Origin of the sequence: Aeromonas dhakensis, assembly GCF_000820305.1 — a bacterium.
GTDB classification, from domain to species: domain Bacteria; phylum Pseudomonadota; class Gammaproteobacteria; order Enterobacterales; family Aeromonadaceae; genus Aeromonas; species Aeromonas dhakensis.
Window position 1 is genome coordinate 42,611 of sequence record NZ_CDBH01000025.1, and the last position, 23,439, is coordinate 66,049.

At 62.6% G+C, this 23,439-nt stretch carries 15 protein-coding genes; 4 read left to right on the plus strand and 11 right to left on the minus strand.

Translation table 11 applies throughout. The features are described 5' to 3' along the window. Positions 1–60: 60 nt before the first annotated feature. The 3 genes from BN1143_RS04690 to BN1143_RS04700 form a co-directional block, all read right to left on the minus strand. A complete protein-coding gene (locus BN1143_RS04690) occupies positions 61–1,188 on the minus strand; it encodes a CobW family GTP-binding protein (RefSeq protein ID WP_042049826.1) in 1,128 nt (375 codons plus the stop codon). Between the two features lie 9 nt (positions 1,189–1,197). Then, positions 1,198–2,592: a D-arabinono-1,4-lactone oxidase gene (locus BN1143_RS04695; RefSeq protein ID WP_042049827.1), complete on the minus strand. Its 1,395-nt coding sequence runs from the start codon at positions 2,590–2,592 to the stop codon at positions 1,198–1,200. 123 nt (positions 2,593–2,715) lie between these two features. Next, complete coding sequence (locus BN1143_RS04700; protein WP_042049828.1) at positions 2,716–3,333, minus strand: LysE family translocator; 618 nt, start codon at positions 3,331–3,333, stop codon at positions 2,716–2,718. Between the two features lie 76 nt (positions 3,334–3,409). Between BN1143_RS04700 and BN1143_RS04705 the strand changes: the two genes are divergently transcribed. Then, positions 3,410–4,318 (plus strand): LysR family transcriptional regulator, encoded by a 909-nt coding sequence (locus BN1143_RS04705; protein WP_042049829.1) that lies wholly within the window; start codon positions 3,410–3,412, stop codon positions 4,316–4,318. Between the two features lie 4 nt (positions 4,319–4,322). Here BN1143_RS04705 and BN1143_RS04710 read toward each other — a convergent pair whose 3' ends face one another. From BN1143_RS04710 to BN1143_RS04720, 3 genes are all read right to left on the minus strand, one after another. Continuing rightward, entirely contained in the window at positions 4,323–5,897 is a 1,575-nt protein-coding gene (locus BN1143_RS04710; RefSeq protein WP_052444022.1) for an EAL domain-containing protein, read from the minus strand. Between the two features lie 164 nt (positions 5,898–6,061). Further along, positions 6,062–8,659, minus strand: coding sequence for a bifunctional aconitate hydratase 2/2-methylisocitrate dehydratase (gene acnB, locus BN1143_RS04715; protein WP_005305603.1), 2,598 nt, complete (start codon positions 8,657–8,659; stop codon positions 6,062–6,064). Positions 8,660–8,887: 228 nt separating this feature from the next. Continuing rightward, positions 8,888–11,146: a patatin-like phospholipase family protein gene (locus BN1143_RS04720; RefSeq protein ID WP_042049830.1), complete on the minus strand. Its 2,259-nt coding sequence runs from the start codon at positions 11,144–11,146 to the stop codon at positions 8,888–8,890. A gap of 247 nt (positions 11,147–11,393) precedes the next feature. Between BN1143_RS04720 and BN1143_RS04725 the strand changes: the two genes are divergently transcribed. The 3 genes from BN1143_RS04725 (at position 11,394) to BN1143_RS04735 (ending at position 15,404) form a co-directional block, all read left to right on the plus strand. Further along, positions 11,394–13,301, plus strand: coding sequence for a methyl-accepting chemotaxis protein (locus tag BN1143_RS04725; protein ID WP_042049831.1), 1,908 nt, complete (start codon positions 11,394–11,396; stop codon positions 13,299–13,301). A gap of 132 nt (positions 13,302–13,433) precedes the next feature. Further along, positions 13,434–15,080, plus strand: a complete 1,647-nt coding sequence (locus tag BN1143_RS04730) for a methyl-accepting chemotaxis protein (RefSeq protein WP_042049832.1) — start codon at positions 13,434–13,436, stop codon at positions 15,078–15,080. Between the two features lie 141 nt (positions 15,081–15,221). Further along, complete coding sequence (locus tag BN1143_RS04735; protein WP_042049833.1) at positions 15,222–15,404, plus strand: hypothetical protein; 183 nt, start codon at positions 15,222–15,224, stop codon at positions 15,402–15,404. A gap of 72 nt (positions 15,405–15,476) precedes the next feature. Here BN1143_RS04735 and lpdA read toward each other — a convergent pair whose 3' ends face one another. The 5 genes from lpdA to ampD form a co-directional block, all read right to left on the minus strand. Further along, positions 15,477–16,904, minus strand: a complete 1,428-nt coding sequence (gene lpdA / locus BN1143_RS04740; protein ID WP_005305622.1) for a dihydrolipoyl dehydrogenase — start codon at positions 16,902–16,904, stop codon at positions 15,477–15,479. A 149-nt stretch (positions 16,905–17,053) separates the two neighbouring features. After that, complete coding sequence (gene aceF / locus BN1143_RS04745; RefSeq protein ID WP_042049834.1) at positions 17,054–18,952, minus strand: pyruvate dehydrogenase complex dihydrolipoyllysine-residue acetyltransferase; 1,899 nt, start codon at positions 18,950–18,952, stop codon at positions 17,054–17,056. 113 nt (positions 18,953–19,065) lie between these two features. Continuing rightward, a complete protein-coding gene (aceE, locus tag BN1143_RS04750) occupies positions 19,066–21,726 on the minus strand; it encodes a pyruvate dehydrogenase (acetyl-transferring), homodimeric type (protein ID WP_005305627.1) in 2,661 nt (886 codons plus the stop codon). Between the two features lie 79 nt (positions 21,727–21,805). Beyond that, positions 21,806–22,570, minus strand: a complete 765-nt coding sequence (pdhR, locus tag BN1143_RS04755) for a pyruvate dehydrogenase complex transcriptional repressor PdhR (protein ID WP_005305630.1) — start codon at positions 22,568–22,570, stop codon at positions 21,806–21,808. 275 nt (positions 22,571–22,845) lie between these two features. Then, entirely contained in the window at positions 22,846–23,418 is a 573-nt protein-coding gene (ampD, locus tag BN1143_RS04760) for a 1,6-anhydro-N-acetylmuramyl-L-alanine amidase AmpD (protein WP_042049835.1), read from the minus strand. Positions 23,419–23,439: the final 21 nt, after the last annotated feature.

A 23,439-nucleotide genomic window follows, 5' to 3' on the forward strand; every position in this document is an offset into this window, starting at 1 on the left:
TGCAGCCACCTCCTCTTCAGACAAAAAAAGACCCGCACAAGCGCGGGTCATCTCATTACATCAGGCATCAGGCTGGCCGAGCATGGCTCTGAGCTGCTCTTCCAGGCTGGGCTCGGGCGCCTTGAGGGTATCAAGGAACAACCGCTCTATGCCCGCCTTGTCCTGACTCTTCACGATGAACACCAGCCGGGACTGGGCCTTGCCCTCCGGCCACTCCCCCAGCGCCTGCAGCGGATAGAGCTGACCGTGGACGCCGTGGATCACCACCGGCTGGCTCTCCCCTTCCAGCTGCAAGATGCCTTTGAGCCGCAGCAGCGCATCGCCGTATTGCGCCTGCACCGCGTCGATGGCGGCCAGCAGGCGGGAGGGCTTGAGCGGCTCGCCGATGCGCAGGGAGAAACTCTCGATATTGCCGTGCTCGAAGTGGGTCGGCGCGGCCGTGCCCACCTTGGCGGCGAACGGCTTCATCTTCGGCTGCATCGGCGACGCCAGCCCCTGTTTCGGGGATTCGGTGCGCAGCCAGGCCAGCAGCTGGCGCACGTCGCGCCCGGCCGCCTCGTTGTAGGCGCCCAGCTTCTCCAGCACGGCGGGCGAGAGCACCCCATTGCTGACCCGCTCGATGGGGGCCGCCGGGTTGAGGGTCGCCAGCTGGGCCTCCACCCGTGCCAGCGTCTCCTCATCCACCAGATCGCCCTTGCTCACCACCAGCAGATCCGCCAGCGCCACCTGTTTCACCGCTTCATACTGAGCCGCCAGCTGCTGCTCGATATGGCCGGCATCTACCACGGTGACGGTACCGTCGAAGCGATAGCGCTGGGCGATAAAGCCCTCCTCCCTCAACGTGAACAGCACGGGGGCCGGATCGGCGAGGCCTGTGGTCTCGATGATGAGTCGCTTGAACGGTTTGATCTTGCGCTGAATAGCCTTCATAAACAGCCCCTGCAGCGCCTCCACCAAGGAGCCCTGCACCGAGCAGCAGATGCAGCCGGAATCGAGCAGCACCACCTGCTCGTCCACCTGCTGCACCAGGTGGTGATCCAGCCCCACCGAGCCGAACTCGTTGATCAGTACAGCGCACTCGCCAAGCTCGGGCTGCTTGACCCAGTGGTTGAGCAAGGTGGTCTTGCCGCTGCCGAGAAAGCCGGTCAGCAGGGTCACTGGGATGCGGGTATCTTGCATATCGGTCATGTCAGATCCTTACCGGTTGGCAAACAGGTCGGCGAGCCAGCGGTTTTCGAAGCGGCCGTGGGGGTCGAGCTCGCCCTTGAGGGCCAGGAAGTCGTGCCAGCGCGGCAGCAGGGCCGGGAAGTCGTAGAGATCCATCGCCAGGTGCTTGCCAAAGTGCGGGATGCCGCCGAGCGGCACCAGCAGTTGCTGCAGCTCGCGCATCTGCTCCATGGAGCCGTTGACGAAGGTGCCGTCCGCCGCCAGATAGACCAGGAACCCGATCCAGCAGACCGACTGGTCGTAGGCGGCGCTGAGCCAGGCCTCGGAGGGGCCGGTGCAGCGCAGGATAAAGGGGTAGTGCAGCACGCCGGGGTTGGCCTGCTGCCACGCCTGCAGGGTCTCCAGCGCCTCGTTCATTCGATGCAGCGGCACCGCCACTTCGCAATTGATCTGGGGCGCCGGGATCCCCTTGCAGAGGATCTGGTAGACGTTGCCCACCAGATCGGAGGCATCCTTGAAGCGGCGCACCGTCTCGAAGTGCTCGCCGGCCAGCGCCTCATCCTTGGTGTCCTTGGCCATCTTCTGCAGGGTGGCATCTATGGTGGCGTTCATGCGGGCGTCGATGTCGCCCTCCAGCAGCAGCGGCTCGCTGCCACCGGCGCGGTAGCGGGCCACCTCCTCCTCGGAGGCGGGGTCCACCAGCCAGATGTGGCTCTCGCCGGTCCAGGCGAACCACCAGCTTTTCACGAAGGTGTGCTCGCGGTTGAGCCGCTCGTTGTGTTCCAGCAGGAAGGGGTAGTCGGTGGTGAACTTGGTGCAACGCATGATGCGGTTGGGCACAGTCTGCAGGGTGACGTCGAGCAGGATGCCGAGCATGCCCATCCCCATCACGAAGGCACCGAAGCGGGGGTCGGTACGATCCACCCGGATGATGTCGCCACTGGCCAACATCACGGTCAGGGCCGCCACCGCATCACAGAGGGCGGACTGGTGCAGCCCCTGGCCGTGAGTGCCGGTGCTGAGCGCCCCGCCCAGGGTCTGGATGCCGATGACGCCGGGGGAAGCCGGCAGCATACGCTCCATGGCGATGAGATCGGCGTAGACGGTGTCGAGCGGGGTGCCCGCCTGATAGGTGACGGTGTCGGCGGTCTGCCCTAGCTGACCGCGCAGGTGGTGCAAGTCCACCAGCAGCGCCTGGCTGCCCTCGGCATAGACGCTGTGGATGGGTTCGAAGGAGAGGCCGGAGCCGATGAGGCGCAGCTTGCGCTCGGGGTTTTCCCGCAGCAGTTGCTGCAGTTCGTCGCGATTCTTCGGACGCCACACCTGCTCCAGTGCGCCGAGGGGATTGGTCCTGGACCAGTTGAACAGCACCTCTCGCTGACCTATCGCCTTGATGCTGTGAAATGCCTGGAACCTGACCGTCATACCGCCCCTCATCTTTATTGACGTCAAAATGAGCGCCAATTCTACCGAAAAGCGGACCACAAGGCATGAAAAACAAGCCCCTACAGTCGGGGGTGGATAGGGGAGAGCGCCTCTCCCCTCGCCTCAGCGCGTCTGCTGGGTCAGTGCCAGCAACATGCCGAATCCCACCAGCAGAGCGCCAAACACCCGATCGATCCAGTGGCGCACCGCCAGCAGCCGACCCCGTACCGAGTCGGTGGAGAAGAAGATCGCCACCGCGCTGAACCAGACGGCATGGGCCAGCACGATGAAGGCGCCGTAACCGAGCTGGACCGCCAGCGGTGTCTGCGGCTGCACCACCTGCATGAACAGGCTGACGATGAAGATGGTGGTCTTGGGGTTGAGCACATTGGTCAGGAAACCGGTGCGCAGCGCCCCCAGGCTGGAGAGGGCAGGCTGCTCGGCCAGCATCTCGTCGGTTGCCGGTTTGGCCCGCAGCATCTTGATGCCGAGGAAGATGAGGTAGGCGGCTCCCGCCAGCTTGATGAGGTTGAACAGCCAGAGCGACTGCTGGATCAACAGCCCCACCCCGAGCAGGGTGTAGGTGACGTGCACGCATACCCCGGCACCTATGCCGAGCGCCGTCAGCACCCCGCTGCGGCGCGAGAGCAGCAGGCTGTTGCGCGACACCATGGCGAAGTCGGGCCCGGGGCTGATGACGGCAAAGAAGGTAATGGCCACTACGGCTAACAGTTCGGTCATGAAAATAGTCCTGATTACATGGAATATCGGCTATTTTATTTGGCCATGATGCCAATAACGAACGATAACTTCTGACATGAACGGTGAGAATAATTCACAGAAAAGCCTGTCGCTGCCCGCCCTGACCGCGCTGCGCTGTTTCGAGGTGGCGGCCCGCACCGAACACTTCAGCCGCGCCGCCGACGAGCTGCACCTCACCCACGGAGCCGTCAGCCGGGCGGTGCGCCTGCTGGAGGAGGATCTGGGAGTCATGCTGTTCGAGCGGCGCCAGCGCCGGGTCTTTCTGACCGAGGCGGGCGAACGGCTCTATCAGGCGGTCAGGGAGGGGCTGGGCGGCATCCGCCAGACGGCGCAGGCACTGCGCCAACAGGGGCGGCCATCCTCGCTGGTCATCTCCTGCGAGCCGACCCTGCTGATGCGCTGGCTGATCCCGCGCTGGCCCGCCTTCCAGGCCCTGCACCCCGAGCTGGACGTACACCTGATGGCCGGTGGCGGCGCCCTCAACTTCGGCAGCGGCATCGATCTCGCCATCCGGCGCAACGACTTCCAGTGGCCCGCCGAGCTCTACAGCCAGCCGCTGTTCGAGGAGCTGACCGGGCCGGTCTGCCAGCCGGGTAAGGTGGCGCACTTCTTCGAGACGGGGGCCAACGGCCCGGCCCTGCGCCCTGGCGCCCCCCGCCTGCACACCAAGACCCGGCCGGGGGCTTGGCAGGAGTGGCTGCAGCACGCCGGCCAGTCCGCCGGCGAGGAGGCACCGGGGCAGACCTTCGAGCACTTCTACTTCAGCCTGCAGGCGGCGGTTGCCGGGCTGGGAGTCGCCATCGGCCCCTACCGGCAGGTGTGCGACGACATAGAAGCCGGCCTGCTGGTGGCGCCGCTCGGCTTCATTGCGGATGGCACCGGCTATCACCTGCTCGCCCCCGCGCCTCCCGCCCCCGGCAGTGCCCACGCCAGGTTGGCGGAGTGGCTGCACGCCCTCACCTGACGACTCAGGCCGAGAGCGCCTGCCGCGCGGGATCGACGCAGGAGTGGCGCAGCACCTCCTGAAATTCGCGCAGCGGTAGCGGGCGGCCAAACAGATAGCCCTGCAGGTAGTCGACCCCCTTGCCCCTCAGGTAGTCGGCCTGCCGGCGCGTCTCCACCCCCTCGGCCACCAGAGCGAGACCGAGCCGGGTTCCCAGATCGATCACGTTGTCGACTATGTGCTCGGAGAGGGATTCGGTGCCGATCCTGCCGATAAATGACTTGTCTATCTTGAGATAGTCCACATGGAACTGCTGCAGATAGTGCAGGCTGGAGTGGCCGGTACCAAAGTCGTCGATGGCCAGCCTGACCCCCATCTCGTCGAGCCGGCGAAACAGCGCCAGCGTCTTGGGATCCGCCACCAGCAACTCCCGCTCGGTCAGCTCCAGCACCAGCACCACCTGGCCAGGCGCGAAGTGATCGAGGAAACGCCGGCACCCGGCAAGCAGCGTCATGTCGCGGCAGTGGACGGCACTGATGTTGAAGCTGATGTGAAAGCCTTGGGGCACCAGCTCTCGCGCCATGCTCAGCTCGCGGGCCACCTCCTCCATCAGCAGGGTGGTCATCGGCACGATCAGTCCGCTCGCCTCCGCCTGGGGGATAAAGAGATCGGGGCGGATCAGCCCGGCCGTCGGGTGCTGCCAGCGCATCAACACCTCGCCTCCCATCACCCGACCACTCCCCGCCTCCACCAGCGGTTGCAGATAGGGTACGAACTCCCGGTTGCGCAGGGCACGAGCCAGCTCGATCCCGGGGGAACGGGGTCGCCCCAGCAACCACCAGATGAGCAGGGCAAAGCCGAAGCAGATCCCCAGCAGCAGCAGGATGGCCCAGGGGCGGGTCTGCCAGAGGGAGCGCCAGAGCGAAGGAAGCTCGTGCCCGGCATAGATGGAGAGCGGGTAGCGGGCAGAGCGGATCTCATGGCCGGCCAGCATGGAGGGCGCCTGCGGCTCTTCACTCAGCACGCCCCGCTCATCCAGCCACTGCTTGCCTACGTGCAACAGCAGGGTGCAGGGGTGGCCACTCAGCACCAGCATGAAGCGCAGGTAGTCGCCGTCTATGGTGCTGAAGATGGCGCCCTTGCCCTCGCTGTCGCGCAGCGCCAGCAGGGGGTGATCGGCCCTCACCTGATTGCCGGCCATCAACCGCAGCCGGCCACCGCTGTAGTGCTCGAGCCGATCCGGCCACTGGATAGCACCAAACAGCGAGTTGCAGTAGATCCCCTGCTCCCCCACCAGGTTGACGGTGCGCACGAAGGGCACCAGCGCCACCTGCTGGCGCAGGGTGAACAGGGCCTGCTCGCACGGTTTGTCAACGAAGGGACGCAAGGCCTGGTTGGCCCCCTCTGCGTGGGTCAGCATGGTCTCCATCAGGGTGACCGCCTGCCGGGCCGAGCGTTGCGACTGGCGATCCAGCGTCTGCAGATGACCGTGGTAGATGGTCCACAGCCCGAGCGAAAAGGGCAGCATGAACAGCAGCAAGGTGCATCCGAACCTTAGCCAGGTACGGGAGAAATCCAGGTTGAGCGGCGACATCGACATGGCGGGACCATACAGCAAACATGGCAGCCCACCTTAACAGCCGATGCTGAATCAGGCCCTAACATGCGCAAAGATTGACCAGCTGCTGACAGCGAGACAAACAAAAGCCCCGGCACGGGCCGGGGCTTGGAGTCAGTACGGATGCGCCCTGTCGGCGCCTCCCCTTATACCGCTTGCTGCAGGATCACCGCATCGGCCTTCTTGGTGTAGGAGGCGATCTCGTTGAAGTTGAGGTAGCGATAGGTATCGGCGGCAGTGGCATCCAGCGACTTGGCATACTGCAGGTACTCCGCCACGGTCGGGATCTTGCCGAGGATGGCGGCAACCGCAGCCAGTTCGGCAGAAGCCAGATAGACGTTGGCACCCTTGCCCAGACGGTTCGGGAAGTTGCGGGTGGAGGTGGAGACCACGGAGGCCCCTTCCGCTACCCGCGCCTGGTTGCCCATGCAGAGGGAACAGCCTGGGATCTCGATGCGGGCACCGACCCGGCCGAAGATGCCGTAGTAGCCCTCTTCGGTCAGCTGATCTTTGTCCATCTTGGTGGGCGGGGCGATCCACATGCGGGTCGGCAGCTCGCCCTGATACTTCTCGAGCAGTTTGCCGGCGGCGCGGAAGTGGCCGATGTTGGTCATGCAGGAACCGATGAACACCTCGTCAATCTGATCGCCAGCCACGCTGCTCAGCAGGCGGGCATCGTCCGGATCGTTCGGCGCACACAGGATCGGCTCCTTGATGGTGGCCAGATCGATCTCGATGATCTCGGCATACTCGGCGTCCTTGTCCGCTTCCATCAGCACCGGGTTGGCCAGCCACTCTTCCATCCCCTTGATGCGGCGAGTAATGGTGCGCACGTCGCCGTAGCCTTCGGAGAGCATCCATTTCAGCATCACGATGTTGGACTTCAGATACTCGATGATCGGCTCTTTATCCAGCTTGATGGTGCAACCGGCGGCGGAGCGCTCGGCGCTGGCGTCCGCCAGCTCGAACGCCTGCTCCACCTTCAGGGTCGGCAGACCTTCGATCTCGAGGATGCGGCCGGAGAAGATGTTCTTCTTGCCCGCTTTCTCGACGGTCAGCAGCCCTTTCTGGATGGCGGCGTAGGGGATGGCATGGACCAGGTCACGCAGGGTGATGCCCGGTTGCAGTTCGCCCTTGAAGCGCACCAGCACGGATTCCGGCATGTCCAGCGGCATCACGCCGGTAGCGGCGGCGAAGGCCACCAGGCCAGAGCCCGCCGGGAAGGAGATGCCGATGGGGAAACGGGTGTGGGAGTCACCACCGGTACCCACGGTATCCGGCAGCAGCATGCGGTTCAGCCAGGAGTGGATGACGCCGTCACCCGGACGCAGGGAAACACCGCCGCGGTTCATGATGAAGTCCGGCAGGGTGTGATGGGTCTGCACGTCGATGGGCTTGGGATAGGCCGCGGTGTGGCAGAAGGACTGCATGGTCAGGTCGGCGGAGAAGCCGAGACAGGCCAGGTCTTTCAGCTCGTCGCGGGTCATCGGGCCCGTGGTGTCCTGGGAACCGACCGTGGTCATCTTGGGTTCGCAGTAGGTGCCCGGGCGGATGCCCTTCACGCCGCACGCCTTGCCCACCATCTTCTGGGCCAGGGTGAAGCCCTTGCCGGTGTCGGCGACAGGCTGCGGACGACGGAACACGGTGGAGAACGGCAGACCCAGCGCCTCGCGGGCCTTGTCGGTCAGGCCACGGCCGATGATCAGCGGAATCCGGCCACCGGCGCGCACTTCGTCGATCAGCACGTCGGTCTTCAGTTCAAACTGGGCCAGCACCTGGTCGGTGCCGTGCTTGCAGATCTTGCCCTGGTACGGGTAGATGTCGATGACATCGCCCATTTCCAGCTTGGAGACATCCACTTCGATGGGCAGGGCGCCGGCATCTTCCATGGTGTTGAAGAAGATGGGGGCAATCTTGCCGCCGAGGCAAACGCCGCCGGCACGCTTGTTCGGCACGAACGGAATGTCGTCGCCCATGAACCAGAGCACCGAGTTGGTGGCGGATTTGCGGGAAGAGCCGGTACCGACCACGTCACCCACGTAAGCCAGCGGGAAACCTTTCTCTTTCAGGGCATCGATGGTCTTGATGGGGCCGATGACGCCATCCTTGTCCGGGGTGATGCCGGGACGGGCGTTCTTCAGCATGGCCAGGGCGTGCAGCGGAATGTCGGGGCGGGACCAGGCGTCCGGCGCCGGTGACAGATCATCGGTGTTGGTTTCGCCGGTCACCTTGAACACGGTGACGGTGATCTTCTCGGCCAATTCGGGGCGGGAGAGGAACCACTCGGCGTCGGCCCAGGATTGCATTACCTGCTTGGCGTGGGCATTACCGGCCTTGGCCTTCTCTTCCACGTCGTGGAAGGAGTCGAACATCAGCAGGGTGTGGGAGAGGCCCTTGGCGGCAAGAGGAGCCAGGGTCGCGTCGTCCAGCAGGTCGATCAGCGGCTGAATGTTGTAACCACCCTGCATGGTACCGAGCAGCTCGACGGCTTCGGCAGCGGTGAGGATGGGAGAGTGGGCTTCGCCCTTGGCGACGGCGGTGAGGAAACCGGCTTTGACATAGGCCGCTTCATCAACGCCTGGGGGAATACGGGAGGACAACAGCTCTTTCAGAAAGTCTTGTTCACCGGCGGGCGGGTTCTTGAGCAGTTCAACCAGGGCGGCGACCTGCTCTGCGTCCAGAGGTTTGGCAACCACGCCTTCGGCGGCACGTTCTGCGACGTGTTTACGGTATGTTTCAAGCACGACTAATTCCTCTTTGGTCTTTTTTTGGGGTTCGCCCACGCTCGCGGCGATCGTCCTTGCGGGACACCCGTAGGGTGCCCCCCACTATATAAGTTTTAACGACTAATTAAAATCCAAAGCCTGTACAGATATTCATCAAAACGACATAACCATCTAAACTTGCTGATGTTTTACAAGTGGATAAATGGCACACCAGAAATAAGTTAACAAAAAGGCATCATTTTCCCGTTATTCGAACGTGCTGCCCAATTGCAGATAGAACATGTCGTTGCCCCCCTCCGCCATGCCGTAGCCGAGGAAGATGGGGCCGAGGAAGCTCTCCACCCCGACGTAGACGGAGCCGGCGGTGAAAGAGCTCTCCACGCTGATATCCCTGCCGCTGTTCCACACCCCACCCTGCTCGATGGAGCCCCCCAGATAGAGTGGGGCCCGCAGCGCGCCGAAGTCGTTGTCAGCCACCCGGTAGATGTAACGCAGCCCGCCAAACAGGCTGTAGCGGCCGCTCAGCTGGTAGCGCTGGAAGCCGGACATGCGGAACAGTCCGCCCAGATCCTGCACGAACAGCGGGTACTCCTCCTGGGAGGTGGAGCCCCCTCCCTCCAGCAGCAGGTTGAGGCTGTGTCTGTCCCAGGACCAGGGCTTGATCATCGCCAGGTGGTAGTTGACCCCCTCGTAGCGATCATTGATGTCACTGCTGTCATCCAGCCGGACGGCGGAGTAACCCCCCTTGATGTCCCAGTAGGCACCCTGATAGGGGAAGTAGCGGCTGTCGAGGGTGTCGTGCTCGAAACGGACATAGGGGCCCCAGGAGGAGGCATCCACCTTGGCATCCGCCACGTTGCGAATGTCGATGTCCCCCATTTTTCCCTCCAGCCCGAGCGAGAGACGGCTCCAGGGCTGACGATTCCAGCCCACCGCCAGATCGACGCTGGTGAAGCTGTATTCGGAATCGACATAGCTCACCCCATCGGCCGCCCGCGTCTCCTCGGGCATGAAGATGCGGCGCTGGGTCTTGTCATAGGCCAGGCTCGCCTCGCCGAAGAAGGTCTGGGAGGGCTCCAGCGGGGTGTAGAAGTCGGTCTTGAAGTGCTTGGCGGTACCGAGCGATGCCTCGGTCAGCCACTCGCCCCCCCAGTCGTTGACGTTGGTGAGGGTGTAGGACATGCCCACGTTGTAATTGGAGCTGCTCTCGAAATCATCGGAGAAGCCGAACTGGAAGTTGAGGTAGCCCGGCCCCCAGTTCTTCTCGCTGGCGTCGACCACCAGCACGTTCTCGCCACCCCGCTCCACCACCTCGTAGGTGATGCGATCGAACGACTCCAGCGCATAGAGCCGGCGAATGCCCGCCTCCAGGCTCTCGTTGGTCTGGATCTTGTCGGGACGCACCTTCAGCATGGCGCGCACCGTCTCGTCGGAAAGACGGGACTTGTTGATGATCTCCACCTTGTCGATGTAGTAGGCGGGCTGGCCGCTGCGCTCGGCACGCCGGCTCAGCTTCTGGTTGCGATAGGCGGCATAGGCGGCCGGCGAGAGGGAGAGCTTGTCGAGCCGGGCCGAGGCGCGGTTGGCCACCTCCTCCCCGAGCTTGATCCCCTCCGGCATCAGGGCGAAGTCGGCGATGCCCATGTTGCCGAACTCGGGTGTCAGCAGAATGTCGTCTGGCCCCATCAGCGCCTTCTGTTTCTCGGTACCGACCTGGGTCATGTAGGTGGTGAGCTGATCGATCATGGCGAGCCCCGACTTCAGGGACTCGCGGGTGCGCAGCCTGGCGCTGATGTCCACCGCGATCACCATGTCGGCCCCCATCGCCTTGGCCACGTCCACCGGCATGTTGTTGACGGTGCCGCCATCGGCCAGGATGTGCCCCTCCCACTCCACCGGCTTAAGGGCGCCGGGAATGGACATGGAGGCCTGCATCGCCTTGGCCAGGCTGCCGTGGTCCAGCACGAAAGGAGTCACCGTCTCCATGTCGGTGGCCATGGCGCGGTAGGGAATGGGCAGATCGTTGAAGCTCTTCTGTACCGGCAGGTTGGAGGTGGCGTGGCGCAGCAGGCTGGCCATGGACTGGCCCTGGAAGAAGCCGTCGGGGAACTGGACCGAGTCGCCGTTGATGCCGATGTCGGTGCGCAGCTGATACTGTTCGCTCTGCTGCTTCTTGCGCAGGGAGAGTTCGTCGCGCCCTACCTTGTCCTGATAGCCCTTGTTCCAGTCGATGGCCAGGGTGGTGCGCTCCACCTCTTCGGCGCTCAGCCCCATGGCGTACATGCCCGCCACGTAGGAGCCCATGCTGGTGCCCACTATGATGTCGACCGGGATGCGCTTCTGCTCCAGCACCTTGAGGATACCGATGTGGGCCGACCCCTTGGCGCCGCCGCCGCTGAGTACCAGGGCAATTTTGGGCCGTTCGGGCTGGGCCGCCGCCATCAGCGGCAGACAGGCCAGCAAAATCAGGAACAGGGGGTTCCATCCTCGACGAAAGATGCGCATATGATTTTCCATTGAATCCAGGGCGAGCCAGCTAGGCAGTGAAGCCTACTATAAGGTGCGCAAAGCGAACCGCAACAGTTGGTACGGGTTATCGGCGCGCATTCCGACGCAGGCGGGTACGGCCCGGCCAGGCGGCGATGTGAGCGCAAACGTAATCCATCAATAAAGTGGGCCGGCCTATCAAGGGTGGCGCCGGGCTGCCGCTAATATGTGCTCAATCCCGCGTTCATCCATCCGAGTCACTCTTATGCTTGCAAGCCTGACACTCAAACAGAAAATCCTGGCCACGGTCACCCTCGCCGTGGTGCTCTCCTGCCTGCTGGTAGGCTACTTCAGCCAGCGTTCGGCCCAGCAACTGATCGAAACCCGCATGTTCGAGCAGGAGCTGCCCAACCTGACCCAGCGCATCGGCAAGGAGATCGAGAAGGATCTCACCTCGGTCGCCGGCGCCGCCAGGCAACTGGCCAACGATCGCTTCGTGCTGGACTGGGTCGAGCGCGGCATGCCCAAGGAGCAGGAGTCCATCCTCATCAACCAGCTCAAGGACATGACGAGCCAGTATGGTCTGGTCACCGCCTCCTTCGCCGATCGCCAGAGCGCCGCCTACTACAACCAGGATGGCTTCCTGCGCAACCTCACCCCGGAGCAGGACGCCTGGTTCTACGGCTACACCAAGAGCCAGCAAGACCTGATGCTCAGCATCTTTCGCGAGAGCAACGGCGAGGTGAAGCTGTTCGTCAACTTCCAGCAACTCAATGGCCGCGGCCTTGCCGGTCTCGCCAAGTCCCTCGACAGCATGGTCAGCATGCTCGCCAACTTCCGCATCGGCGACAGCGGCTTCGTCTTCATGACCGACGGCAGCGGCAAGGTGAAGCTACACCCCGACGCCAGCCGCATCGACCGTGACAGCCTGGCCCAGCTGGCAAGCGGCAGCACCAACCTGCTGAACAAGCAGCCCTTTGCCGCCACCCACGCCGAGATCGACGGCCAGCCGGTGGTGCTGGCCAGCAGCTATATCCCGCTGCTCGACTGGTATCTGGTGGCCCAGGTGCCGGAAGCGGAGATCTATGCCGAGCTAGACCGCGCCCGCCTGCACATCCTGCTGGTGAGCCTGGCTATCGCCGCCGGCATGGGCCTGCTCGGCATGCTGCTGGCCGGCTCGGTGAGCCGTCCGCTCAACCAGCTGGCCCGCCTGTTCCGCGAACTCGGCAGCGGCGACGGCGATCTGACCCAGCGCCTCAAGGTGGAAGGGCGGGATGAACTGGCCCAGGTGGCCACCGGATTCAACAACTTCGTCGCCAAGATCCACGGCTCCATCGAGCAGGTGGCCGACAACTCCCGCCAGCTCGCCGCCACCGCCAACGAGGTGGCCGCCAAGGCCCAGCTGACCCAGCACAACTGCACCGCCCAGCGGGATCGCACCGTGCAGGTGGCCACCGCCATCCACGAGATGGGGGCCACCGTGAGTGAAATCGCCGGCAATGCGTCGCTGGCGGCTGATGTGGCCAAGCAGGCCAACGAACAGGCCGATGCCGGCGCCGTGGTGGTGGCCCAGGCCCGTCACGGCATCGTCGGCCTCTCCGGCGAGATTGAAGGGGTGGCCGGGGTCATCGAGTCGCTGGCCAGCCAGACCGACTCCATCGGCAGCATCCTCGACACCATTCGCAGCATCTCGGAGCAGACCAACCTGCTGGCGCTCAACGCCGCCATCGAGGCGGCCCGCGCCGGCGAGCAGGGCCGTGGCTTCGCGGTGGTGGCCGACGAGGTGCGCAACCTCGCCAGCCGCTCCGCCGCCTCCACCGCCGAGATCCAGGGTATGATCAACCGGCTGCAGGAGCAGAGCGCCCGCGCCGTCAGCGCCATGGCCCAGGGTCGCAACCAGAGCCTGGAAGTGGTCTCCCAGGCCGATGCGGCCAACGGCGCCCTCGGCCAGATCACCGCACACATCACCCAGATCAGCGACATGAACATCCAGGTCGCCACCGCCACCGAGGAGCAGTCCAGCGTGGTGGGCGAGATCAACCGCAACGTGGAAGACATCAACCAGCTCACCATGGAGACCGCCGACATCGCCCACCAGCTCACCGAGTCAAGCCGCAGCCTGCAGCACCTCTCCGGCGAGCTGGACAAGCTGGTCGGCAACTTCCGACTTTGAGGCTTTTGACATCACAAGGGGCGCATGGCGCCCCTTTTTGTTGGCAGTTTGTTAACAAAGGCTCAAGTTGGCGCCAGATCCGTCGATTTATACTGTGATAATTCACATCGTCATGATCAGCGAGGAGAACCCATGCTAGAGGGTAAACTGACAATCAAGAGCCAGTTGATACTGGCTGTCGCCGTGCCCTGCCTGGCGCTGCTGCTGGTGGGCGCCGCCAGCCTTCGCAGCATGGGCGCTATCGAACGACAGGCCACCGAGCTCTACGAGAACACCGCCACCCCGATGCGGGCCATGGCAGAGGTAGTGTCGCGCATCCCCCGCATGCGGGTGGGGCTCGACATGATGCTGTTACAAGAAACCTCGCTCAAGGATGAAAAAGGGGTGTTGACCCGGGTCAAGGAGACACGGGAAGAGGACATCCCCGAGATGCGCCAAGCCATGCAGCTGGCGGTCAACGCCCAGGTCGATCCTGCCGCGCGGCAAAATGCCCAGCAGCTGTTCGAACAATTCGAAGCGATGGAAAAGAGCGAGTTGCAGCCCATGCTGGCCGCCATGGAACAGGGGGACATGGAGAGTGCACGGCGCATCTACAAGGAGCGCTACGCGGTAACCTACGGCACCATGCGCAAGAGTGCCAATACCCAGCTCGACGAACTGATGAAGCTGGCCCAGCAGCGTCACGCCATCAGTCAGCAGAGCTTCGCACGGGGCGAAAGCCAGATGCTCGCCATCATAGGAGGCGCACTCGTCATCTGCCTGCTGGTCTCCTTTCTGGTACTGCGTGGCCTGCGCAATCGCGTCAGCTTCCTGCAACAGTACATTGGCTATGCCGCCGAACACCTGGCGCTGGATTCCCGTGCCCAGCTGAAGGGCAATGACGAGCTGGCGGAGATCACGGTGAGCTTCAATCACTTCGTCAGCAAGATCCACAGCGCCATCGAGCAGGTAGCCCGCAACTCCCATCAACTGGCCGCCACCGCCGACGAGGTGGCCGCCAAGGCCCAGCTCACCCAGCACAACTGCACCGCCCAGCGGGATCGCACCGTGCAGGTGGCCACCGCCATCCACGAGATGGGGGCTACCGTGAGCGAAATCGCCGGCAATGCCTCCCTCGCCGCAGAAGTGGCGAGACAGGCCAACGAGCAGGCGGATGCGGGGGCCGGCGTGGTGGCTCAGGCCCGTCATGGCATCGTCGGCCTCTCCGGCGAAATTGAAGGGGTGGCCGGAGTCATCGAGTCGCTGGCCAGCCAGACCGACTCCATTGGCAGCATCCTCGACACCATCCGCAGCATCTCGGAGCAGACCAACCTGCTGGCGCTCAACGCCGCCATCGAGGCCGCCCGTGCCGGCGAGCAGGGCCGCGGCTTCGCGGTGGTGGCCGACGAGGTGCGCAACCTCGCCAGTCGCTCCGCCGCCTCCACCGCCGAGATCCAGGGCATGATCAACCGGCTGCAGGAGCAGAGCGCCCGCGCGGTCAGCGCCATGACCCAGGGCCGCAACCAGAGCCTGGAAGTGGTCACCCAGGCCGATGCGGCCAACGGCGCCCTCGGCCAGATCACCGCCCACATCACCCAGATCAGCGACATGAACATCCAGGTCGCTACCGCCACCGAGGAGCAGTCCAGCGTGGTGGGCGAGATCAATCGCAACGTGGAAGACATCAACCAGCTCACCATGGAGACCGCCGACATCGCCCACCAGCTCACCGAGTCGAGCTGCAGCCTGCAGCACCTCTCCGGCGAGCTGGACAAGCTGGTCGGCAACTTCCGGCTGTAATTTTTGGCGCTCACTTCATCACCCGACAGAGGGCGCCGCGCCCTCTGTCGCCACCACGGCAAGCCGTGACGCAGGCGCTTTTACGCCGCCTCCACCGGCTTCTGAAAATGCCCCATAATCAGGAAAATGAGAGGAGGAGTTATGGGCAAGCTGGTAGTGATGATAGTGCTGGGGGGGCTGCTCAGCGCCTGCAGCAGCGGACCGGTACGGGTGCACGGTGCCGATGTGAGCGTCGATGACGCCCGCATCCGGGTCAGCGATGGCAGCAGGGACGGTTACGGCACCTTCTGCCCGCCCGGCCAGGCGAAGAAGGGGCGCTGCTGACAACCGGCCGCCTGCCGCTGAAAAACAAAAAGCCGCTCGATTGAGCGGCTTTTTCATGGGGCGGGAAGAGAATTACTTCTTCTTCTTGGCCTTGGCGTTCGGCAGGTCGGTGATGGAGCCTTCGAACACTTCGGCAGCCAGACCCACGGACTCGTGCAGAGTCGGGTGAGCGTGGATGGTCAGCGCGATGTCTTCGGCGTCGGCACCCATCTCGATGGCCAGACCGATTTCACCCAGCAGTTCACCACCGTTGGTACCCACGATAGCACCACCGATGACGCGGCCGCTCTCCTTGTCGAAGATCAGCTTGGTCATGCCGTCGGAGCAGTCGGACGCGATGGCGCGACCGGAAGCAGCCCACGGGAAGGTGGCGACTTCGAAGTTCAGGCCCTGTTGCTTGGCTTCCTTCTCGGTCAGACCAACCCAGGCCATCTCCGGCTCGGTGTAGGCGATGGACGGGATCACTTTCGGGTCGAAGTAGTGCTTCTTGCCGGCGATGACTTCGGCAGCCACGTGGCCTTCGTGCACACCCTTGTGAGCCAGCATCGGCTGACCGACGATGTCGCCGATGGCGTGGATGTGCGCCACGTTGGTACGCAGCTGCTTGTCCACCTCGATGAAACCGCGCTCGGTCACGGCAACGCCGGCCTTCTCGGCATCCAGCATCTTGCCGTTCGGCACACGACCTACGGCAACCAGCACGTTGTCGTAACGAACCGGCTCGGCCGGGGCGTGCTTGCCTTCGTAGGAGACGTACAGGCCGTCTTCACGGGCTTCAACTGCGGTGACCTTGGTCTCCAGCATGATGTTGAATTTCTTGGCAACGCGCTTGGTGTAGATCTTGACGATGTCTTTGTCGGCAGCCGGTACCAGCTGGTCGGCAAATTCCACCACGTCGATCTCGGAGCCCAGGGAGGAGTACACGGTACCCATCTCCAGACCGATGATGCCGCCACCGATGACCAGCAGCTTGCCCGGAACGGTAGTCAGTTCCAGCGCATCGGTAGAGTCCCATACACGGGGGTCGTCATGGGGGATGAACGGCAGCTTAACCGGACGGGAACCGGCGGCGATGATGGCGTTGTCGAAGGTGACGGTGGTCTTGCCGTCGGCGCCTTCCACTTCCAGGGTGTTCGGGCCGGTGAACTTGCCGAAGCCGTTCACAACCTGGACTTTACGCATCTTGGCCATGCCGGCCAGACCACCGGTCAGCTGGTTGATGACTTTCTCTTTCCACAGACGCACCTTGTCGATGTCGGTCTGCGGGGCACCGAAGACGATGCCGTGCTCGGCCAGCGCCTTGGCTTCTTCAATGACTTTGGCGACGTGCAGCAGCGCCTTGGACGGGATGCAGCCCACGTTCAGGCAGACGCCCCCCAGGGTGGAGTAACGCTCGACGATAATGGTATCCAGACCCAAGTCAGCCGCACGGAAGGCAGCGGAATAACCGGCAGGGCCAGCACCCAGTACTACGACCTGGGTTTTGATTTCTTTACTCATCATGACCTCTTTGTCGTTCTTATATCCCCGGACAGCGCAGTCTTAAGCCAGGACAAGGCGGCTGCAGCCGTGAAAAAAACGGGGCAAGTTTACAATCCTGTTAACGAAATGAGAAGTAAAAAGGGCAGGCTCTGGGCCCGCCCTCTCACTTACAGGACCAGTCGACGGATGTCGGACAGCACGCCGTTCATGGTGGTGATGAAGCGGGCTCCATCGGCACCATCGATGACGCGGTGGTCGTAGCTCAGGGCCAGCGGCAGCATCAGGCGTGGCGCGAACTCTTTGCCGTTCCACTTCGGCTTCATCTCGGACTTGGAGACGCCCAGGATGGCCACTTCCGGCGCGTTGACGATCGGGGTAAAGCTGGTACCACCGATGCCACCCAAGCTGGAGATGGTGAAGCAACCGCCCTGCATGTCGGCAGCGGTCAGCTTGCCGGCACGAGCCTTCTTGGAGATCTCGGCCAGATCGCGAGACAGCTCCATGATGCCCTTCTTGTTGACGTCGCGCACCACGGGCACAACCAGACCGTTGGGGGTATCCACCGCCACACCGATGTGGATGTACTTCTTCATGATCAGCTTGCTGCCATCTTCGGACAGGGAGCTGCAGAAACGCGGGTGAGCTTCCAGCGCCTTGGCGGCGGCTTTCAGGATGAACACCAGCGGGGTGATCTTCACGTCTGCCTTCTGCTTCTCGAGCATCGCGTTCTGCTCTTTGCGGAACGCTTCCAGCTCGGTGGTATCGGCTTCGTCGAACTGGGTGACATGGGGGATCATGACCCAGTTGCGGTGCAGGTTCGGACCGGAGATCTTCTGGATGCGGGTCAGATCGACCTCTTCCACATCACCGAACTTGCTGAAATCGACCTTTGGCCACGCCAGCACACTCATGCCGTTGCCGTTACCAGTGCCTTGGCCTGCAGCCGGAGCGGACTCGGCGCGCTTGACCGCATCCTTCACGTAGGCCTGCACGTCTTCTTTGACGATGCGACCCTTGCGACCGGAGGCTTTCACCTTGGCCAGGTTGACACCAAACTCGCGAGCCAGACGGCGTACCGCCGGAGAGGCGTGTACGTAGGCATCGTTGGCAACGAAGTCGGAGGCGGCAGCAGCCTGGGCAACCGGCGCAGGAGCAGCGGCAGCCGGAGCGGCAGCAACAAGTGCAGCGGCAGGAGCCGGAGCAGCCACGGCAGCCGGAGCGGCACCAGCCACTTCGAATACCATGATCAGGGAACCGGTGGAGACCTTGTCACCCGCCTTCACCTTGATCTCTTTGACCACACCGGCGAACGGCGCAGGCACTTCCATGGAGGCCTTGTCACCTTCCACGGCGATCAGGGACTGGTCGGCTTCAACCTTGTCACCCACGGCGACCATGATCTCGGTGACTTCGACTTCGTCGCCACCGATATCCGGTACATTGACCTCTTTGGCAGCGGCGGCAACCGGGGCAGCAGCCACGGGAGCGGCAGCCTGGGCCGGTGCAGCAGCAACGGCAGGAGCGGCGCCAGCCACTTCGAACACCATCACCAGGGAGCCGGTAGAGACCTTGGCGCCAGCGGCAACCTTGATCTCGACCACGCGGCCCGCGAACGGTGCCGGCACTTCCATGGAGGCCTTGTCACCTTCCACGGCGATGATGGACTGGTCGGCTTCAACCATGTCGCCCACGGCAACCATGATCTCGGTCACGTCCACTTCGTCGTCACCGATGTCCGGCACGTGCACGTCTTTGCGAGCGGCAGCAGCAGGAGCGGCGGCCGGTGCGGCTGCAACCGGTGCAGCGGCCTGAGCCGGCGCAGGTGCGGCAGCACCCTCGGCTTCGAAGATCATGATCTGGGAACCGGTAGCAACCTTGTCGCCCACCTTGATCAGGATCTCTTTGACGATACCGGCGGACGGGGCCGGGACTTCCATGGAGGCCTTGTCGCCTTCTACCGCGATGATGGACTGATCGAGTTCGACCTTGTCACCCACGGCCACCATGATCTCGGTGACTTCAACTTCATCGGCGCCGATATCCGGCACCATAATCTGTTTGGACATTGTGCTTTATCCTCTTGCGTGCATCCGCGTGACCGACTGCTGTCACGCGTCTTTCGCGTTAACCTTTGCAAGGCCGTGCCGGGCAGCGAGTCCCGGCACGACACTTGATCCTCTTACGCGTACAGCGGGTTGACCTTGTCGGCATCGATGCCGTACTTGGCGATGGCCTCGGCCACAACCTGCTTGTCTACCTCGCCGCGCTTGGCCAGTTCGGTCAGGGCAGCAACCACTACGTAGAACTCGTTCACTTCGAAGTGACGACGCAGGTTGGCACGGCTGTCGGAACGGCCGTAACCGTCGGTACCCAGCACGCGGTAGTTTTCGGTCGGCACGAAGGCACGCACCTGATCGGCGAAGGACTTCATGTAGTCGGTCGCAGCGATGGTGGCTTCGGAACCCAGCACCTGAGCGATGTAGGGAACGCGAGCCTCGGCAGTCGGGTGCAGCATGTTCCAGCGATCCGCGTCCTGACCGTCACGAGCCAGCTCGTTGAAGGAGGTGACGCTGAACACGTCGGAACCGATGCCGTATTCGCTGGCCAGGATCTGGGCGGCGGTGCGCACGTGACCCAGGATGGAGCCACAACCCAGCAGCTGTACCTTGGCCTTGGTGCCGGCCACGGTTTCCAGCTTGTAGATACCCTTGCGGATGCCTTCCTCGGCGCCTTCCGGCATGGCCGGCATGGCGTAGTTCTCGTTCAGAGTGGTGATGTAGTAGAACACGTTCTCCGGGTTCTCACCGTACATGCGGCGCAGACCGTCCTGTACGATCACCGCTACTTCATAGGCGTAGGACGGGTCGTAGGAGACGCAGTTAGGGATGGTGTTGGCCAGGATGTGGCTGTGACCATCTTCGTGCTGCAGACCTTCGCCGTTCAGGGTAGTACGACCGGAGGTCGCACCCAGCAGGAAGCCACGGGCTTGCTGGTCACCGGCTGCCCACGCCATGTCGCCGATCCGCTGGAAGCCGAACATGGAGTAGTAGATGTAGAACGGGATCATCGGGCAATCGTTGGTGCTGTAAGAGGTCGCAGCGGCCAGCCAGGAGGACATGGCGCCCAGCTCGTTGATACCGTCTTGCAGAACCTGACCCTGCTTGTCTTCCTTGTAGTAGGAGACGATGTCGCGGTCTTGCGGGGTGTACTGCTGACCGTGCGGGCTGTAGATACCGATCTGGCGGAACAGACCTTCCATACCGAAGGTACGGGCTTCGTCAGCCAGGATCGGCACGATGCGCTTGCCGATAGACTTGTCTTTCAGCATCACGTTCAGGGAACGCACGAACGCCATGGTGGTGGAGATTTCACGCGCCTGTTCACCCAACAGCGGACCAAAAGCATCCAGCGCCGGGATTTCCAGCTTGGTGGTGCTCTCGCGCAGACGGGTCGGAACATAACCCTTCAGAGCGGCACGACGGGCGTGCAGGTACTTGTGCTCTTCGGTACCCTCTTCGATCTTCAGGTACGGCAGGTTTTCCAGCTGCTCGTCGGTCACCGGCAGGTTGAAACGATCGCGCAGGTGACGCACTGAGCCCAGATCCATCTTCTTGACCTGGTGAGCGATGTTCTTGCCTTCGGCTGCTTCGCCCATGCCATAGCCCTTGATGGTCTTGGCCAGGATCACGGTCGGCTTGCCCTTGGTCTGTGCAGCCTTGGAGAAAGCGGCAAACAGTTTGCGAGGATCGTGACCACCGCGGTTCAGGGCGAAGATCTCCTCGTCGGTCATGTCTTTGACCAGCGCGGCGGTTTCCGGGTAACGGTTGAAGAAGTGCTCGCGCACGTAGCCGCCATCGCGGGACTTCATGGTCTGGTAGTCACCATCCACGGTCTCGTTCATCAGCTGGATCAGCTTGCCGGAAGTATCTTTCTTCAGCAGCTCATCCCACTTGCGACCCCAGATAACCTTGGTGACGTCCCAGCCGGCGCCGGCGAACAGGCCTTCCAGCTCGTTGATGACCTTGCCGTTGCCGACAACCGGGCCATCCAGACGCTGCAGGTTGCAGTTGACCACGAACACCAGGTTGTCGAGCTTTTCACGCACGGCAACGGTCAGGGCGCCCTTGGCTTCCGGCTCGTCCATCTCGCCGTCACCCAGGAAGGCGTAAACGGTCTGCTCGGAACAATCCTTGATGCCACGGTCGGTCAGGTACTTCAGGAAGCGAGCCTGATAGATGGCGGCGATGGGGCCCAGACCCATGGAGACGGTCGGGAACTGCCAGAATTCCGGCATCAGTTTCGGGTGCGGGTAGGAAGGGATACCCTTGCCATCCACTTCCTGACGGAAGTTGTCCAGCTGCTCTTCGGTCAGGCGACCTTCGGCGAAGGCACGGGCGTAGATGCCCGGGGAGATGTGACCCTGGAAGTAAACCAGATCGCCACCGTCTTTCTCGTTGCGGGCACGGAAGAAGTGGTTGTAGCAGACTTCGTAGATGGTCGCGGAAGAGGCGAAGGAAGACATGTGACCACCCAGGTCCAGGTCTTTCTTGGAGGCGCGCAGCACGATCATCATGGCGTTCCAGCGGATGATGGCGCGAATGCGACGCTCCATCTCCAGGTCGCCCGGGTAAGCCGGCTCGTCGCTGGACGGGATGGTGTTGATGTAGTCGCGATTTGCCTTGGCAGCCACGTCCACACCGCTTGCGCGGGCTTTCTCGGCCAACTGTTCAAGGATGAACTGAGCGCGTTGCGGACCCTCTTCACGCAGCAGGGATTCCAGAGAGGCAAGCCACTCCAGCGTTTCTATCGGGTCCACATCGTTCTTCAGGATATCAGACATGGCTGGTTCCTATTATGTTGTGATTGCACGGCATTGCACGGCGAAGGGCGCAAGCATTCGACAATAAAGCCTTGTGGGATTAGTTTTCCTGCTGACGGATCCGACGCATGGATCGCTGGATCCGGCTGTCTTCCCTCTGCATATCCAACAAGGTGTCCTCGATAAAGGCCAGGTGCTCATGACAAGCTGCCCTGGCCCGCTCCGGAGCCCCCGACAGGATAGCCTCGATCAGATGCGCGCGATGGCGACGGATCTTGGCGACCACTCCCGGACGGCGATTCAGAATTTCGTTATTGCGTAAAATGTTCTGCTCAAGCATGGGGCCCATGGCCCGCAGCAGATGCAGCAGCACCACGTTGTGGGACGCCTCGGCCACCGCCAGATAGAACTGGGTGACGGCAGCGGATTCGGCTACCAGCGAGCCTTGCTGGCCAGCCTCCTCGATGGCGGACTGCACCTGACGGATCCGCTCGAAATCGGCTTCCGTTCCCCGCAATGCAGCATAGTAGGCACAGATGCCTTCCAGCGCATGGCGAAACTCCAGCAGGTCGTACTGGGCTTCCGGGTGGGTGCTGAGCAGCTCGAACAGGGGATCGGCGATCCCTTTGCTCAAGGCATTCTGTACGTAAGTGCCGCCGCCCTGACGACGATACAAGAGTCCTCTTGCCTCGAGGCGCTGGATGGCTTCGCGCAGCGAAGGGCGCGAAACCTGAAACTGGATGGCCAGTTCCCGCTCGGGCGGCAACTTCTGGCCCGGCTGCAAACTGCCTTCCAGAATCATCTGTTCCAGCTCGGCGACAATGGCGTCGGCCAACTTGGGTTGAGTAATCTTGAGATAGGGCATGAGGCTGCTTTGTTAAATTGGTATTACCAATTTCATGAATGGGGCGAAAATTAGCAGAGGGCATGGGAAAAGTCCACCCAAAAGATGATCTGAATCAAGAATCAACCTTGCCACTTAAGGGGTAAATAGAGGGATTTATGATTTGGCTCATAGAAATTGGTCAGACCAATATTTTTGACATGGCTCACAGGCAACATTTGATCAACAGCGAATAAAAATGGCCTGCCATAGAGGCAAGCCATTGTTTTAAAAACACAAACTTATTTTTAGAATATTTACTTAAAGTTGAGTGCCTGGCGATATCGCTGCCATTCGAAACTCTCACCCGGATCCGTCTTGCGCCCTGGCGCTATGTCGCAATGGCCGACGATACGATCCGCCGTGATGGCGGGATAATGACTCGACAAGGTTCGGGTGAGCCCAACCAATACCTCATACTGTGCGTCCGTGTAGGGCAGTTCGTCGGTCCCTTCCAGCTCGATTCCGATGGAGAAGTCGTTGCACGCCTCCCTCCCCTGCCAGCTAGATACCCCGGCATGCCAGGCTCTGGCACCAAACGGCACATACTGCACCAGTTCACCATCGCGCCGGATCAAACAGTGGGCCGAGACCCGCAGCTGATGGATGTCGGCAAAGTAGGGGTGAGCCGCGGGATCGAGCCGTCCCAGAAAAAGGTCATCGATGAAGGGTCCGCCGAACTCGCCTGGCGGCAGGCTGATGCCATGCACCACCAGCAGAGAGATGTCGCTCGGGCTGATCCGCTCGTTGTGGTGGGGAGAGGGCACCTTGCTAGCCTCTCGGCACCAGCCGGAGGCGTCGATGGAAAACATGGGGTCAGGATGGGTCATCGGCTACTCGATACGAGTTGA

Excerpts from the sequence above, each read along its gene's own strand:
- BN1143_RS04690 (WP_042049826.1), bottom strand. The coding sequence starts at position 1,188 with ATGACCGATATGCAAGATACCCGCATCCCAGTGACCCTGCTGACCGGC.
- BN1143_RS04695 (WP_042049827.1), bottom strand. The coding sequence starts at position 2,592 with ATGACGGTCAGGTTCCAGGCATTTCACAGCATCAAGGCGATAGGTCAG.
- BN1143_RS04700 (WP_042049828.1), bottom strand. The coding sequence starts at position 3,333 with ATGACCGAACTGTTAGCCGTAGTGGCCATTACCTTCTTTGCCGTCATC.
- BN1143_RS04705 (WP_042049829.1), top strand. The coding sequence starts at position 3,410 with ATGAACGGTGAGAATAATTCACAGAAAAGCCTGTCGCTGCCCGCCCTG.
- BN1143_RS04710 (WP_052444022.1), bottom strand. The coding sequence starts at position 5,897 with ATGTCGATGTCGCCGCTCAACCTGGATTTCTCCCGTACCTGGCTAAGG.
- BN1143_RS04720 (WP_042049830.1), bottom strand. The coding sequence starts at position 11,146 with ATGCGCATCTTTCGTCGAGGATGGAACCCCCTGTTCCTGATTTTGCTG.
- BN1143_RS04725 (WP_042049831.1), top strand. The coding sequence starts at position 11,394 with ATGCTTGCAAGCCTGACACTCAAACAGAAAATCCTGGCCACGGTCACC.
- BN1143_RS04730 (WP_042049832.1), top strand. The coding sequence starts at position 13,434 with ATGCTAGAGGGTAAACTGACAATCAAGAGCCAGTTGATACTGGCTGTC.
- BN1143_RS04735 (WP_042049833.1), top strand. The coding sequence starts at position 15,222 with ATGGGCAAGCTGGTAGTGATGATAGTGCTGGGGGGGCTGCTCAGCGCC.
- lpdA (WP_005305622.1), bottom strand. The coding sequence starts at position 16,904 with ATGAGTAAAGAAATCAAAACCCAGGTCGTAGTACTGGGTGCTGGCCCT.
- aceF (WP_042049834.1), bottom strand. The coding sequence starts at position 18,952 with ATGTCCAAACAGATTATGGTGCCGGATATCGGCGCCGATGAAGTTGAA.
- aceE (WP_005305627.1), bottom strand. The coding sequence starts at position 21,726 with ATGTCTGATATCCTGAAGAACGATGTGGACCCGATAGAAACGCTGGAG.
- pdhR (WP_005305630.1), bottom strand. The coding sequence starts at position 22,570 with ATGCCCTATCTCAAGATTACTCAACCCAAGTTGGCCGACGCCATTGTC.
- ampD (WP_042049835.1), bottom strand. The coding sequence starts at position 23,418 with ATGACCCATCCTGACCCCATGTTTTCCATCGACGCCTCCGGCTGGTGC.